Here is a 14602-nt window from a genome sequence, read left to right on the forward strand (position 1 = left end):
CGGGAGTCACAGAAGTCGCAAAGCGCTCCAACATCCCGGCCCGTCCCTACCAGCATACGAACCACTCACGTGGCTTGAAGTTCCTTAGGAACTCAACGGCCCTCCCGTGAGCGGCGACCGCGTGTCGGCGTACGGCGTCAGGCCTGTTCGTGCGGGTCGACTCCGGCCTCGTTGCGGGCGACCATCTCGATCGCGTCGTCGCGCCCGCACCAGCGGCACGACACCGTCTCCACGCTCTCGTCGCGCAGGGTCTCCTCCTCGACCACGTGGTCGCCAGCGAGGTCGAAGTGCCAGAACTCCGTCGTACGCCGGGTGCGGGTGACGTCGAAGCGCGTGAGGTTGCCGCAGCCTCCGCAGCGCCAGCGGTGCGTAGCGTCGGGGATCTGTGCGGGCACGGTGCCTCCAGGGGTCGGGCGTGGATCTGCGGGCGGACCGGAGCAGCCTAGTGACCGACGCGCGGGGCACGACCTCCCGTCCGTTGTCGGTGCCGCGATCTAGCGTCCCCACCATGAGCAGTGCCGCCCCGACCGTCTCCCGCTGGGAGACCCAACGCAGCTTCGACGAGCTGGGGCGACCACTGCGCGACGTCACGTTCTGCGTCGTCGACCTCGAGACCACGGGCGGGTCCGCCGCCGGTGGGTCGATGATCACCGAGATCGGCGCCGTCAAGGTCCGGGGTGGCGAGGTCCTGGGCGAGTTCCAGACGTTGGTCAACCCGCGCTCAGAGATCCCTCCGTTCATCGCCGTGCTCACCGGCATCACCAACTTGATGGTCAGCGACGCCCCACCGATCGAGTCCGCACTGCCCGCATTCCTGGAGTTCGCGAAGGGCTGCGTGCTCGTCGCCCACAACGCGCCGTTCGACGTGGGCTTCCTCAAGCACTTCGCTGCCGAGCACGACCACCCGTGGCCCCGCTTCGAGGTCCTCGACACTGCCAAGCTCGCGCGGCGCGTCGTCACCCGCGACGACGCGCCCAACTGCAAGCTCTCCTCGCTCGCGCAGCTCTTCGGCGCCACGACGACGCCCAACCACCGTGCGTTGTCGGACGCCCGCGCCACCGTCGACGTGCTGCACGGCCTGATGGAGCGGCTCGGCGGGCAGGGGGTGCACACCCTCGAGGAGCTCGCGACCTTCACATCGCGGGTGTCGCAGGCCCAGCGCCGCAAGCGCCATCTCGCCGAGGGCCTCCCCCGCCTCCCCGGCGTCTACCTCTTCCGTGACGAGCGCCAGCGGGTGCTCTACGTCGGCACGTCCAAGGACCTGCGCAGCCGGGTGCGCTCCTACTTCACGGCGTCCGAGACCCGCACGCGCATGGGCGAGATGGTCGGGCTGGCCGAGTCGGTCACCGGCATCCCTTGTGCCACTCCCCTCGAGGCCGAGGTGCGCGAGCTACGACTGATCGCGGAGCACAAGCCGAAGTACAACCGCCGCTCCCGGTTCCCCGAGAAAGTGCACTTCGTCAAGCTCACGCGTGAGCCTTGGCCACGCCTGTCCCTCGTGCGACGGGTCCTCGACGACGACGCCGACTACCTCGGCCCGTTCTCGTCGAAGAAGACCGCGGAGAAGTCACTCGCCGCCCTGCACGAGACCTTCCCGGTCCGCCAGTGCTCGGACAGGCTCGCCCGCGAGCCCTCCCGTTCGTCGTGCGTGCTGGCCGAGATGGGCAAGTGCCTGTCGCCGTGCGACGGCAGCGTCGACACCGCGACGTACGCCGCCATGGTCCGGCAGCTGCGCGACACCCTGCTGCACCGACCCGACGAGGTGGTCGAGGCCATCAACCGCCGGATGGCGCTGCTGGCCGGGCTCGAGCGCTTCGAGGAGGCCGGCGTCCACCGCGACCGTCTCGCCACGTTCGTGCGGGCCGCCGCGCGCACCCAGCGGCTGTCCGCCCTGACCCGGTGTCCCGAGGTCGTCGCGGCCCGGCGGGAGGACGACGGACGCTGGAGCGTCCACGTCGTCCGGCACGGCCGGCTCGCGGCTGCCGGGGTGATCCCACCGGGCGCCGACGCCCACAGCTACGTCCGTGAGCTGTGCGCGAGCGCTGAGACGGTGCGCGCGGCCCCTGGACCGGTGCCCGCCGCCACCGCGGAGGAGACCGAGAAGGTGCTCCGCTGGCTCGAGTCTCCCGGCATCCGACTGGTCGACGTCGACGGCGAGTGGATCTGTCCGGTGGCGGGCGCCACGCGACACCTGCCGCTCTACGACGCGGTCAACCAGTCACGTCTGTCGCTGGTGCCCTTCGACGAGCAGCGTCTGCCCGCCACGGTGCACCGTCCGGCCCGCTGACCGGTCGAGCCTGGCCAGGCGGTCGAGCCTGGCCAGGCGGTCGAGCGAAGTCGACCTAGTCGAGACCCAGCGAGAACGCCGACTCGAGGTCATGGCGCGAGAACGTCCGGAACGCGATGTGAGTCTCGGTGGCGGTCACGCCGTCCACCTTGTTGAGCGAGTCCGCGACGACAGCCGCGATGTCCTCGTGCTTGCTGACCCGCACCAAAGCGATCAGGTCGATCTGGCCAGTCACCGAATACACCTCGCTGACCCCGTCCAGGGCGGCGATGGCCTCGCCGACCTCCGGGATGCGCGCGACGTCGGCCTTCACGAACACGATGGCGGTGATCATGTGCTCACCGTAGCGCCGATCCCGGGCGTGCCCGATCGGTCACTCCTGACTAGTCATTTCGGGTCACCTGGCGCCATTCGCCTCCGCGAACGTGCGGCCGCTCCTAACGTGACGCGGGTCTGCGCCGTAGGCCGTACGAGGGGAATCACGGGATGTCACGCACCACTGCCGCACGTCGGGCCACCGCCCGCGCCTCTGCCCTAATGGTCCTGGCCGCGGCAGCGGTCCTGGCCGCACCGAGCGGGTCCTACGCGGTGGCGCCCGGCGCCCCCACGGGACTCAACGTCGCGCAACCGCTCCCGTCAACGACGAAGTTCAACTGGAACCGGTCCGCCGGCGCGGACAAGTACGAGATCCAGGTGGACGACGACCCCGGCTTCGGCACTCCCGAGGTGAGCGCCGCCACGGTCAACTCTGTCTACGTGCCCGAGGTGGCCCTCAAGCTGGCGCCCAACTACTGGCGCGTGCGAGCAGTCCAGGGCACCGACAGGTCGGACTGGGCGACCGGACTTCCCTTCGACCCGCCGCAGGTGAGCGTCCCCGTCCCGTCCAGCCCCGTCAACGGCGCCCACCTCCAACAGCCGGACAACGCCCCGCTGCTCTCCTGGACGGCGTCCCCGGGGGCCAAGTCCTACACCGTGCAGGTGGCCAGCGACAGCGACTTCGTGGGGGCCACGGAGTTCACGACTGAGACCACCTCGCTCGTGGTCACCAGGCCCCTCGGGCTCGGTGACTGGTTCTGGCGCGTCATCGCGTCCAAAGGACCCGGCATCGTGTCGCAGCCCAGCACCACCTCGACCTTCTGGATCGACCCGCTCGCGACGCCGGTGATTACCGGCCCGCTGGGCCCGCAGGCCAACGTGTCCCCCGACGTCATCGACGTCGTGCTCGACTGGAACCCCGTCGCCGGCGCGATCGGCTACGAGCTCCAAGTGTCTACCAACAGCGACTTCACGGCCGGCTCGGTGCTCGAGGACCGGACCGGAGCGAGCAACCGCGTCCTGGGCACCCGGTTCTCACCGGCCATCACCTACGACAACAACGGCTACTACTGGCGGGTGCGCGCCGTCGACACCGCCGGCAATTCTTCGCAGTGGGCCCGCTCCAGCGTGGACTTCAACCGGCACTACGACATCTTGCCGGACCTGGTGTTCCCGGCCAACGGCGCAACCACGGTGCCGGACCCGCTCTACTTCCAGTGGGACGCGGTCACCAACGCCTCCGAATACGAGATCTGGGTGGGCACGGACGCCGACTTCTCCCCCAACACCTACAACTCCTGCCGGGTGGCCGCCACCACGTACACCCCGGGGATCTTCGCCATCAACGACACTGACCTGCTCAACGTCCTCCCCAACCGCATCAACGAGGACTGCGACCCCGAGCCGGGCAGGGTGAACTACTGGCGCGTGCGCCCGCTGGACCGGCCGTACGTCAAGCCCGGCGGCGGCGACCTGCCCGGCGTCCAGGGCCTGTGGTCCCCGACGTGGAGCTTCACCTACACCGGCCTGGCGATGACCAACCTCCTGCCGGTCAACGGTGCGACCGTCGCGGTGCCGACCCTCAGCTGGGACTCCGCGCCGGGGGCCCTGACCTACAAGGTCACCGTCACCAACGGCCTCGGCCAGGTCGTCGACTCCGAGACGACGTACGCCACCTCGTACACGCCCAAGGGCCAGACCCGGCTCCCGGCGGCCAACAACCCCTACACCTGGTCGGTGTACGCCGTCACGGGCGAGGGCACCACGTCCCTCGCCCCCCAGCGCAGGTTCAACGTGGCGGCGTCGATCCCGGCGACCGGAGCGGCACCGCTGACGCCCCTGGGCCCCTCACCCGCCACCCAGTTCAACGGCCCCCCGTCGCTGTCGTGGGAGCACGAGCCGACCGCGGCCTACTACCGGGTGCACGCCCTCAAGCCCGGCACCAACATCCTGGTGACGTCCGGGCTCTTCGAGAAGCCGGTGGCCTTCCCGGCGATGACCGACATCTCGAGCGAGCTCAAGCGCGCCGGGACCTACACCTGGTGGGTCACCGCGCACTCCTCCACCGGCGCGCAGATCGGCGGCGCCGGTCCCACCAGCACCTTCCAGATCCGCGCCATCGCACCGGCCACCGGCCACAAGGTCGCTCTGGGCGGGCGGGCGCTCGACGCCAACAACCCCGGCCAGACCCCCTGCACCCCCACCACCGGGGTGTGCACCGTCCCGGCGACGCCGGTGCTCCGCTGGTCCCGCGAGCCGGGCACGGCCTTCTACATGGTCTACGTGTCCGAGGACCCGAGCTTCTCAAACCTGCTCGAGCCGACCACGGCCCTCCCGGCGACCACCAACACGATCTACATGCCGGCACTGGACAACCGGGACTGGACCTACGCCGACAACCAGACCGAGCGCCCCTACTACTGGTTCGTGCGCCCCTGCCGGGCGGTCGGCCAGTGCGGCCCCAGCCCGGTCGGTGTGTCTGGCTCCGCGCAGCACACGTTCTTCAAGAAGTCCCCGCCCGTGTCGGGACTGCGGAGCAGCCTCACCCAGAAGACCGAGGCCACATTCACGTGGGACAACTACTGGCACGACCCCGCGTCCACTGCCACCACCGACACCTGGGCGCAGACCGGTGAGTCCCTGCCCCAGTCGGCCATGAAGTACCGCATCGAGGTGGCGACCGACTCCTCCTTCTCCCCCTCGACGGTCATCGACTCGGCCGAGGTGGACCAGGCGACCTTCACCAGCACCGCGAAGATCTACGCCAACCGCACCTACTGGTGGCGGGTACAGGCCATCGACTCCGACGGCAACGGCCTGACGTGGTCGACCAGCGAGGCCACCTTCGTCCGCGAGACCCCTCCGGTGACGCTCCTCGCCCCGGTCAACAGCGTCGCCGCCGCGGGCACCACCGCGTTCCGCTGGCAGGCCCAGCCGTACGCCAAGGGCTATGACGTCGAGGTCTACAAGAACGACGACCTGACCTACTCCGCGGCCAACAAGGTCGCGAGCGGCACCGGCCTGCTGACCACGGCCTACACGTGGAACAAGGCCCTGGCGCCCAGCGCGTCGGCCTACCGGTGGCGCGTGCGTCGCGTGGACGCGTCCGGCAGCCCCGGGGACTGGTCTGCCGGCGGCCGCTTCTTCGTCACCTCTGGCACGCCCAACATCACCGCCCCGGGCACCGGTGCGATCCAGCCGCCCGACGGGCCGGTCCTGGAGTGGGACCCCATCCCCACCGCGGCGATCTACACGGTCACCGTCACCCCGGTCTCCGGCGGTTCGACGGTGGTCGCCAACACGGTCTCCACCGCTTGGGCGGCGACGAGCCGCTTCGCCAGCGGCGACTACCGGTGGACCCTGGCCGCGAAGGACGCCAGCGGCAACGTCCTGGGGACGTCCTCGTCGGTCTTCACCGTCAACGCCGTCCTGGTCGCCGACGCCAAGCCGGCGATCCTTGCTCCCGGGGGGACCGGCGTGGGCAGCACCCTGACGGCGCAGCCGCCCACCTGGGCGGGCGGGCACACCGACGTCACCGTCACCTACCAGTGGCTGCGCGACGGACAGCCGATCTACGGCGCCGCGCCCAGCAGCGGGACGGGCACCGGCTACGTCATCCAGGCCCTCGACTACGGCAAGACCATCACGGTCAAGGCCACCGGGACCAAGCCCAACTACGCCAGTGGCACGTCGGTCAGCGACGGCCTGGTGGTCAGCGCGGGCGGCGCCCTGGTGTCCACCACGCTCCCCGTGATCTCGGGCTCCCCCGTGGTCGGGAGCACGCTCCAGGTCTCCCCCGGCACCTGGTCGCCGACGCAGCTCTCGCTTATGTACCAGTGGCTGCGCAACGGGGCACCCATCCCGTCCGCCACCCGCTCGTCGTACCGCCTCGTGCCGGAGGACGCAGGCACCTCGATCGCCGTCGTCGTGGCGGCCGCCCGCACCGGGTACTCCGACGGCGCCGCCACCGCCGTGGCGGTCAGCGTCCCGAAGATGAAGTCCACGACGACCGCCACGCTGTCCAAGACCCGGGTCAAGGTTGGCAAGCGGGTCAAGATTGGCATCACGGTCGCCGTCGCGGGTGTCCCTGGACCGACGGGGGCTATCAAGGTCTTCGACGGCGCCAAGAAGCTCAAGACCCTGACCCTCGTCAGCACCCGGGACGGCAAGATCGGGTGGAAGCTGCCCAAGCTCAAGAAGGGCAAGCACAAGATCAAGGCCGTCTACCTCGGCAACGGCTCCACGGCTGGGTCCAAGTCGAAGATCACCAAGCTCTACGTAGTGCGTTAGCGGTGAATCACCAGTCACCCGCGGAGCGCAGTAGCCTCCGCGGGTGAACTGGCTCGAAGACCACTGGCTCGACATCCTCGGTTGGGGCGGGAGTGCCCTGCTCGTCTACTCCCTGCTCCAGTCGCGCGTGCTGCGCTTCCGGGTGCTCAACCTGGCGGCCTGCCTCATCCTGCTCGCCTTCAACGCCTTCATCGGCGTGTGGCCGATGGTCGGCATGAACGCCGTGCTGTGCGCCATCAACATCTGGTTCATCGTCCAGCTGGTGCGCGACCGCCACGACGACGAGGCGTTCGAGGTGCTCGAGGTCCGCGGTGACGACGAGTACCTCCGCCACGTCCTGCGGGTGCACGGCGCGGACATCCTGCGCTTCAACCCCGACTTCGTCCACGACCCGTCGGACACCGACCAGGACGCGTTCCTCGTCCAGCGGGGCGACGAGACCGTCGGCGTCGTGCTGCTCCGCGCCGAGGGCGACACCGCGCACGTGCTCCTCGACTACGTCACCCCGCGCTACCGAGACTTCTCCCCCGGCGAGTTCGTCTGGCGCCGCAGCGGCATGCTCGCCGAGCACGGCTACCGCCGCGTGGTCACCTCGCCCACGATGGTAGGTCCCTACTACGACCGTCTCGGCTTCCAGCGCGACGGCGCCTCCTGGGTCCTGTCGCTGTAGGGCCGACGCACGTTTGGGATTCAACGACCCGGGGTAGGCATGAAGGCACGCCACCCCGAGGAGTGCCCGTGTTCCCCATCGCCTGGCTCAACGACAACCGCTACATCGCGTCGATCTTCTCCGTGCTGGTCGTGGTCAACGCCTACGCGATCGCCGGCGGCCTCTACCGCTGAGCACCAGCTAGCGCGAGGACGCCTCGACCCACCGGTCGAGCGCGGCCTGCGCATCGCCCGAGTCGATCGCCGCAGCAGCTCGCTCGACACCGGCGGCCAGCGCCTCGTCCACGGGCGCGCCCGGGGCGTCGTACACCGCCAGCGCCGCACCGGCGTTGAGGACCACCGCGTCCCGCACGGGACCCCGGTCCCCCGCGAGCATCCGGCGTACGACCTCGGCGTTGTGGGCAGCGTCGCCGCCGCGCAGGTCCTCGGTGGTCGCCGGCGCCAGCCCGTACGACGCGGGGTCGACGCTGTGGGTCGTGATCTCACCGTCGTGGACCGCCCACAGGGTCGACGTCGTCGTCGTGGTGAGCTCGTCCAGCCCGTCGTCCCCGCGGAAGACCCACGCGTCGACGCCGCGCGCGGCGTACACACCGGCGAGCACCGGGGCCATCCGGGCGTCGGCGCAGCCGATGGCCTGGGCGGCCGGCCGCGCCGGGTTGGTCAGCGGGCCGAGCAGGTTGAAGGTCGTGGCGATCCCGAGCTCGCGGCGCGGGACGGCCGCGTGGCGCATGGCCGGGTGGAACGCGGCGGAGAACAGGAACGTGATGCCCGCCTCGGCGGCGATGGCCGCGACCCTCGGGATCGGCAGGTCGAGCCGGATGCCCAAGGCCTCGAGGACGTCGGCCGAACCGGACTTCGACGACGCCGACCGGTTGCCGTGCTTGACGACGGTGGCGCCGGCGCCGGCCGCCACGATCGCGGACATGGTCGAGATGTTGACCGACATCGACCGGTCTCCCCCGGTGCCGACGACGTCGAGCAGACGACCCGGCACGGAGATGGGGTTGGCGGCGGCGAGCATCGCGTCGGCGATGCCCGAGACCTCCTCGACGGTCTCGCCCTTGCAGCGCAGCGCGACGACGAAGCCGGCCACCTGGGCCGGCGTCGCCTCGCCGGCGAACACCTGGCCCATGGCCCAGCGCGCCTGCTCACCGGTCAGGTCGTGCCCACCCACCAGCGTGGTGAGGACGTCGGGCCAGGTGTGCGACGCGGCGGAGGACCCCGGAGAAGTCATGGCCACCATGATGGTGGGGTCAGGACGTGGCGGGCACGGCGGGGCGCAGCAGTGAGACGACCGCCTCCGCGAGCTGCACCGGGTCGAGCGGGTGCGACACGACGGCCTCGGCGCGCGACCACGTGGCCAGCCACGCGTCCTGCGGGCGGCCGATGAGCACCAGCACGGGCGGGCACTGGTAGATCTCGTCCTTGAGCTGCTTGGCGATGCCCATCCCGCCGGCGGGCACGGCCTCGCCGTCGAGGATCGCCAGGGCGATGCCACCGGCGTCCATGTTCTGGATGACGACGGGCTCGGTGGCCACCTCGACGTACTCCAGCTCGGGCAGGTCGGGGTGGGGGCGACGCCCCAGCGCGAGGATGACCTGCTGGCGGGTGTCGACGTCGTCGCTGTAGACGAGGACCCGGAGCGGTCGCGTGGTGTCGGTCACGTCCGCATCGTATCGGTCGCGGCGGCGCGGGCCTCGCGCGCCTCGAGCATGTCGAGGCGACGGTCCTCCCGCGCGGCCTCCTTGTGCGACGAGCGCACCCACTGGACGAAGAGCACGGCGAAGAACACCAGCCCGATCAGGTCACCCGTGGCCCACAGGATCCCGCCGGCCACGTGCTGGTCCTCCAGCATCGGCGGCAGCCAGGCGCCCATCGGCCCCTCCCGCAGCGCCGTGTAGTGCGACTCCCCGATCAGCGTGGTCTGGCCCATGATCGTCACGCCGAGGAACGCGTGGAACGGCAGCGTCATCACCGTCAGCAGCACCCGGAACGGGTACCCGACGCGCCCCGGCAGCGGGTCGATGCCCATCAGCGGCCAGAAGAAGAGCGCCCCGACGGCCACGAGGTGGATGTGCATCATCTCGTGCACGAAGGGCGACGCGAGCGAGGCGTCGTACCAGGACGTGTAGTAGAGCGCCCACGGCGAGACGACGTAGAGCAGGAACGCGAGCGGCGGGAAGGACAGCACCCGGGCGACCCGCGAGTGGAGCACCACGAGCAGCCAGGCACGCGGTCGGGCGTGCAGCGTCCGGAGGGCGAGCGTGATGGGGGCACCCAGGGCGAGCGACAGCGGCACGACCATCGTCAGGATCATGTGCTGCACCATGTGCACGCTCAGGAGCGTGGTGTCGTAGCGCGCCAGCCCGGAGGCGGTGGCGAAGACGAACGAGCCCATCCCGAGCACGACGAAGGACACGGTCCGACCGACCGGCCAGTGGTCGCCGCGGCGGCGCAGCATCGCCACGCCCACGAGGTAGACGCCGGCCACCCAGACGGCCAGCACGAACGGCACGGGGTCGATCCCCCAGTCGGTGAAGACCCTCCCGACGGTGAATCTCGGAAGGACCGGATCGGTCGTCCACGCGGCGGTCATCACGATGTGAAGAATATGACGTGGATAGTGAGGGGGTCGGGGTGCCCTCCGAGGCGGCTACAGACATAATGGCGTCCGTGGCGACAGCAACAGCGATTCCGGCATCCCGACTGCACGGGCACCACGACCGACCCAGCATGGTCAGCGTGGGGACGATCATCTGGCTCTCCAGCGAGCTGATGTTCTTCGCAGCCCTCTTCGCGGCGTACTTCACGATCCGCGCCGTCAGCCCTGAGCTGTGGGCGCAGGAGACCGAGGTGCTCAACGTGCCGTTCGCGACGGCCAACACCGCGATCCTGGTGCTGTCCTCGCTCACCTGCCAGCTCGGCGTCTTCGCCGCCGAGCGCGGCCAGGTCGGCCGCACCGGCTCGGTCTTCAAGGTCAGCGGCTGGGGCCTGCGTGAGTGGTTCATCCTCACGTACGTCATGGGCGCGATCTTCATCGGCGGCCAGGCGCTGGAGTACGCCGAGCTCATCCACGAGGGCGTCACGATCCCGGACTCCGCCTACGGCACGATGTTCTACCTGACCACCGGTTTCCACGGGATCCACGTGACCGGCGGACTGATCGCCTTCCTCCTCGTCCTCGGCCGCACCTACATCGCTCGGCGCTTCACCCATGAGCAAGCCGTGAGCGCCATCGTCGTGTCCTACTACTGGCACTTCGTCGATGTCGTCTGGATCGGGCTCTTCGCCACGATCTACCTCATCAAGTAAGCCCCCCGACCCGGACAGCTAGGACTCACTGTGCGCTTGTTGAACCGCTCCGCAGGTCGGATCTCCCGACACCGCCGCGGCCCCCTCGCCGGACTCGTCGTCCTCCTCCTCGGCCTGCTGATGACCGGTGGTCTCTACACCGCGTTCTCGCCGGCCCAGGCCGAGAGCACCAGCGACGAGGAGCTCATCGCCGAGGGCCGCGAGCTCTTCCTCGTGGGCTGCTCGTTCTGCCACGGCCAGAACGGCGAGGGCATCTCCACCGCCCGCGACGGCTACCAGATCGGCCCCTCGCTCGTGGGTGTCGGCGCCGCCGCCGTCGACTTCCAGGTCGGCACCGGCCGCATGCCGATGGCCAACCCGGGCCAGCAGGCCCCGCGGAAGAAGCCCGTCTACAACGAGGACGAGATCGCTGCGCTCGCGGCGTACGTCGCGTCGCTGGCGCCCGGCCCGGCCATCCCCAGCGAGTCCGACTACTCCATCGACGGCCTGTCGGAGGAGGAGCGCGAGGAGGCCATCAGCCGCGGTGGCCAGATCTTCCTCACCAACTGCACGGCGTGCCACAACTTCAACGGCGCCGGCGGAGCCATGCCCCGCGGCGGCTACGCCCCGACCCTGCACGGTGTCGAGCCCAAGCACATCTACCAGGCCATGCTGACCGGCCCGCAGACGATGCCCACCTTCAGCAACGGCAACCTCTCCCCCGAGGAGAAGCGCGACGTCATTGCCTACCTGGGTAGTCTCGAGGAGACCCCTGAGTACGGCGGCTTCGGCCTCGGCGGCCTCGGCCCCGTGTCCGAGGGACTGTTCGGCTGGGTGCTCGGCATCGGTGGACTGGTCGGCTTCGCAGTCTGGATCGCCGCCCACACCACGCGTAGCTCGAAGATCAAGGAAGGGGCCGAGGCATGACCGACGTGCACGACAAGACTCCGGCCGTGCCCCCGCACGGCGACCACACCCCGGCCGTGCCGGAGGAGCCGATCCCCAACCCCGGCCTCCCCGCCCACCAGTGGCGTCCCACCGACGTCGACGAGCGCGCCGAGAAGCGCGCCGAGCGCCAGGTCGCGGCGATGTTCGGGCTCTCCATGGTGTGCGCCCTGCTCTTCGTCGTCGCCTACTTCACGCTCGAGATCGGCGACAACTTCGACACCTTCATGGGTCTCGGAGCCTCCACCGTCGCGCTCGGCACCACCCTGGGCCTGGCCCTGCTCCTCATCGGCATCGGCATCATCCAGTGGGCCCGCAAGCTCATGGGTGACCACGAGATCGTGGAGATGCGCCACCCCGCCGCCTCGTCGCAGGAGGACCGGACCGCCACGCTCGAGGCCCTCGCCCTCGGTGGCGAGGAGTCCGGCATCGGCCGCCGTCCACTGGTGCGCAACACGCTGATCGGCTCGGTGGCCCTGCTCGGACTGCCGGCCGTCGTGCTGCTCCGCGACCTCGGCCCCGCGCCGGGCGACAAGCTCGCCAGCACCATCTGGGAGAAGGGCATGCGCGTCGTGCGCGACGTGGTCGGCACGCCCATCAAGGCCTCCGAGCTCGAGATCGGCGACCTCGTCAACGCCGCTCCCGAGGCGCTGTTCCCCACGGAGGAGAACGGCTACCCCGAGATCGAGGGTGTCCCGCTCCAGGTCGAGAAGGCCAAGGGCGCGATCATCGTCGTCAAGATGGAGCCGGGCGACATCACTCCCGGTCCGGGTCGCGAGAACTGGACCGTCAACGGGATCATCTGCTACTCCAAGATCTGCACCCACGTGGGTTGCCCGATCTCCCTGTACGAGCGGACCACGCACCACGTGCTCTGCCCGTGCCACCAGTCCACGTTCGACCTGGCCGACTCGGCCAAGGTCGTCTTCGGACCCGCTCACCGTCCCCTCCCCCAGCTGCCCCTGGCAGTCGACGACGAGGGCTACCTGATCGCACAGAGCGACTTCACTGAGCCCATCGGGGCCAGCTACTGGGAGCGTGAGAAGCAATGAGTCTCGACACGAGCAAGGTCGCGAGCACCAACGGCTCGACCGCGGCGACCGCGTCCAAGCCGTCGAAGGTCGGCGGCGTGGCCACGTGGGCCGACGACCGCCTCGGCCTGGCCACGGCGATGCGCAAGAACCTGCGCAAGGTCTTCCCGGACCACTGGTCCTTCATGCTGGGTGAGATCGCCCTGTGGAGCTTCGTGGTCCTGCTGCTCTCGGGTGTCTTCCTGACGCTGTGGTTCAACCCCAGCATGGGCGAGATCCACTACGAGGGCTCCTACGACCAGCTCCGCGGCATCGCGATGTCCGAGGCGATGGCCTCGACGCTCAACATCTCCTTCGACGTGCGCGGCGGCCTCCTGATGCGCCAGATGCACCACTGGGCGGCGATGCTCTTCATCGCCTCGATGATGGTGCACCTGCTCCGCGTGGCCTTCACGGGCGCGTTCCGCAAGCCGCGTGAGCTCAACTGGGTGATCGGCTGCCTGCTGCTGCTCCTCGGCACCCTCGAGGGCTTCACCGGCTACTCGCTCCCCGATGACCTGCTCTCCGGCACCGGCGTCCGCGCCGCGGACGGCTTCCTCAAGGCCACCCCGGTCGTGGGCAGCTACATGTCGTTCTTCCTCTTCGGCGGCGAGTTCCCCGGCGACGCGATCATCCCGCGCCTCTACATCATCCACGTGCTGCTGATCCCGGGCCTGCTGCTCGGCCTCATCGCCGCGCACATGCTGCTGCTCGTCTACCACAAGCACACGCAGTGGCCCGGACCCGGCCGCACCAACGACAACGTTGTCGGCTTCCCGATGCTGCCCGTGTACGCCGCGAAGGCCGGCGGCTTCTTCTTCATCGTCTTCGGCGTCACCGCCCTCATGGGTGGCCTGATGACCATCAACCCGGTGTGGAAGTTCGGCCCCTACGACCCGACCAAGGTCACGGCCGGCTCGCAGCCCGACTGGTACATGGGCTGGCCCGACGGCCTGCTGCGCATCATGCCCGGCTGGGAGTCGGTGATCTTCGGCTACACGATCTCGTGGAACGTCATGATCCCGATCCTCATCGTGCCGCCGCTGATGCTCGTCATCCTGATGCTGCTGCCGTTCCTCGAGGGCTGGATCACCGGTGACAAGCGCGACCACCACCTGCTCCAGCGCCCGCGCAACGCACCGACCCGCACCGCGGTGATGGTGTCCCTGATGACCTTCTACGGTCTGGCCTGGGCCGCCGGCGGCAACGACATCATCGCCATCAGGCTCGACCTGAGCATCAACCAGATCACCTACTTCATGCGGGTGGCGGTCTTCCTCGGTCCCCTGATCGCCTTCATCGTCACGCGCCGCTGGTGCATCTCGCTGCAGCGCCTCGACAACGAGAAGCTGCTGCACGGCTACGAGACCGGCATCATCATGCGGTCCCCCGACGGCGGCTACGCCGAGCGTCACCTGCCGATCAGCGACACGGCGGCGTACACCCTCACGGCGCGTGACCGCGACCAGATCCACACCGTCGAGGGCGACACCGACAGCAACGGCGTCGTGGCCCCGGGCTCCCGCATCCAGGCGCTGCGGGCCAAGCTGTCGGACGGGATGTTCCGCCACAACGTGCAGAAGCCCACCGCGGCCGAGATCGAGGAGGCGCACCACCACGCCGCCCACGAGCACGAGCTCGAGGCCGGTCTCGACCACCCGGCGGACGGCCACCAGTTCGACGGCCACAGCGACCACACGGTCGAGGAAGCTCCGCTCCGCGGCGGCCACTGACC

12 protein-coding genes are annotated in these 14602 nt (G+C 69.7%); 7 read left to right on the forward strand and 5 right to left on the reverse strand.

The features are described 5' to 3' along the window. Positions 1 to 137 precede the first annotated feature (137 nt). On the reverse strand, positions 138 to 395 hold the full coding sequence (locus tag DAE25_RS21400; protein WP_056885504.1) for a hypothetical protein: 258 nt from the start codon (positions 393 to 395) through the stop codon (positions 138 to 140). Between the two features lie 113 nt (positions 396 to 508). Between DAE25_RS21400 and DAE25_RS21405 the strand changes: the two genes are divergently transcribed. After that, a complete protein-coding gene (locus DAE25_RS21405; RefSeq protein ID WP_107768180.1) occupies positions 509 to 2287 on the forward strand; it encodes a DEDD exonuclease domain-containing protein in 1779 nt (592 codons plus the stop codon). Between the two features lie 55 nt (positions 2288 to 2342). On the opposite strand, the gene DAE25_RS21410 is transcribed toward DAE25_RS21405, so the two are convergent. Continuing rightward, complete coding sequence (locus DAE25_RS21410) at positions 2343 to 2621, reverse strand: Lrp/AsnC family transcriptional regulator (RefSeq protein WP_056885996.1); 279 nt, start codon at positions 2619 to 2621, stop codon at positions 2343 to 2345. 152 nt (positions 2622 to 2773) lie between these two features. Between DAE25_RS21410 and DAE25_RS21415 the strand changes: the two genes are divergently transcribed. Next, complete coding sequence (locus DAE25_RS21415; RefSeq protein WP_159083888.1) at positions 2774 to 6892, forward strand: Ig-like domain repeat protein; 4119 nt, start codon at positions 2774 to 2776, stop codon at positions 6890 to 6892. A gap of 43 nt (positions 6893 to 6935) precedes the next feature. Then, positions 6936 to 7562 (forward strand): YgjV family protein, encoded by a 627-nt coding sequence (locus DAE25_RS21420; protein ID WP_107768184.1) that lies wholly within the window; start codon positions 6936 to 6938, stop codon positions 7560 to 7562. A 180-nt stretch (positions 7563 to 7742) separates the two neighbouring features. Here the strand turns inward: DAE25_RS21420 and trpD are convergent, their stop codons facing one another. Genes trpD through DAE25_RS21435 form a run of 3 tightly spaced genes read right to left on the reverse strand, consistent with a single transcriptional unit; the run spans position 7743 to position 10157 of the window. After that, positions 7743 to 8795 carry an anthranilate phosphoribosyltransferase gene (gene trpD / locus DAE25_RS21425; protein ID WP_199907717.1) on the reverse strand — a complete coding sequence of 351 codons (1053 nt, stop codon included), beginning with the start codon at positions 8793 to 8795 and terminating at the stop codon, positions 7743 to 7745. A 19-nt stretch (positions 8796 to 8814) separates the two neighbouring features. Beyond that, positions 8815 to 9225 carry an Rv3143 family two-component system response regulator gene (locus tag DAE25_RS21430; protein WP_107768187.1) on the reverse strand — a complete coding sequence of 137 codons (411 nt, stop codon included), beginning with the start codon at positions 9223 to 9225 and terminating at the stop codon, positions 8815 to 8817. After that, positions 9222 to 10157: a cytochrome c oxidase assembly protein gene (locus tag DAE25_RS21435; protein WP_107768189.1), complete on the reverse strand. Its 936-nt coding sequence runs from the start codon at positions 10155 to 10157 to the stop codon at positions 9222 to 9224. Before DAE25_RS21435 ends, DAE25_RS21430 begins: the two co-directional genes overlap by 4 nt. A 68-nt stretch (positions 10158 to 10225) precedes the next feature. On the opposite strand from DAE25_RS21435, the gene ctaE reads away from it, so the two are divergent. From ctaE to qcrB, 4 genes are read left to right on the forward strand one after another with little or no spacing between them, the layout of a single operon-like run. Beyond that, positions 10226 to 10873: an aa3-type cytochrome oxidase subunit III gene (gene ctaE / locus DAE25_RS21440; RefSeq protein ID WP_056885511.1), complete on the forward strand. Its 648-nt coding sequence runs from the start codon at positions 10226 to 10228 to the stop codon at positions 10871 to 10873. Positions 10874 to 10903: 30 nt separating this feature from the next. Then, entirely contained in the window at positions 10904 to 11779 is an 876-nt protein-coding gene (gene qcrC, locus DAE25_RS21445) for a cytochrome bc1 complex diheme cytochrome c subunit (protein WP_107768191.1), read from the forward strand. Beyond that, complete coding sequence (qcrA, locus tag DAE25_RS21450; RefSeq protein ID WP_107768193.1) at positions 11776 to 12849, forward strand: cytochrome bc1 complex Rieske iron-sulfur subunit; 1074 nt, start codon at positions 11776 to 11778, stop codon at positions 12847 to 12849. The genes qcrC and qcrA overlap by 4 nt, the downstream gene beginning before the upstream one ends. Next, complete coding sequence (qcrB, locus tag DAE25_RS21455) at positions 12846 to 14600, forward strand: cytochrome bc1 complex cytochrome b subunit (RefSeq protein WP_107768195.1); 1755 nt, start codon at positions 12846 to 12848, stop codon at positions 14598 to 14600. Before qcrA ends, qcrB begins: the two co-directional genes overlap by 4 nt. The last annotated feature ends 2 nt before the right edge of the window (positions 14601 to 14602 follow it).

Source organism: Nocardioides terrigena (assembly GCF_003047265.1).
Classification (GTDB): Bacteria; Actinomycetota; Actinomycetes; order Propionibacteriales; family Nocardioidaceae; genus Nocardioides; species Nocardioides terrigena.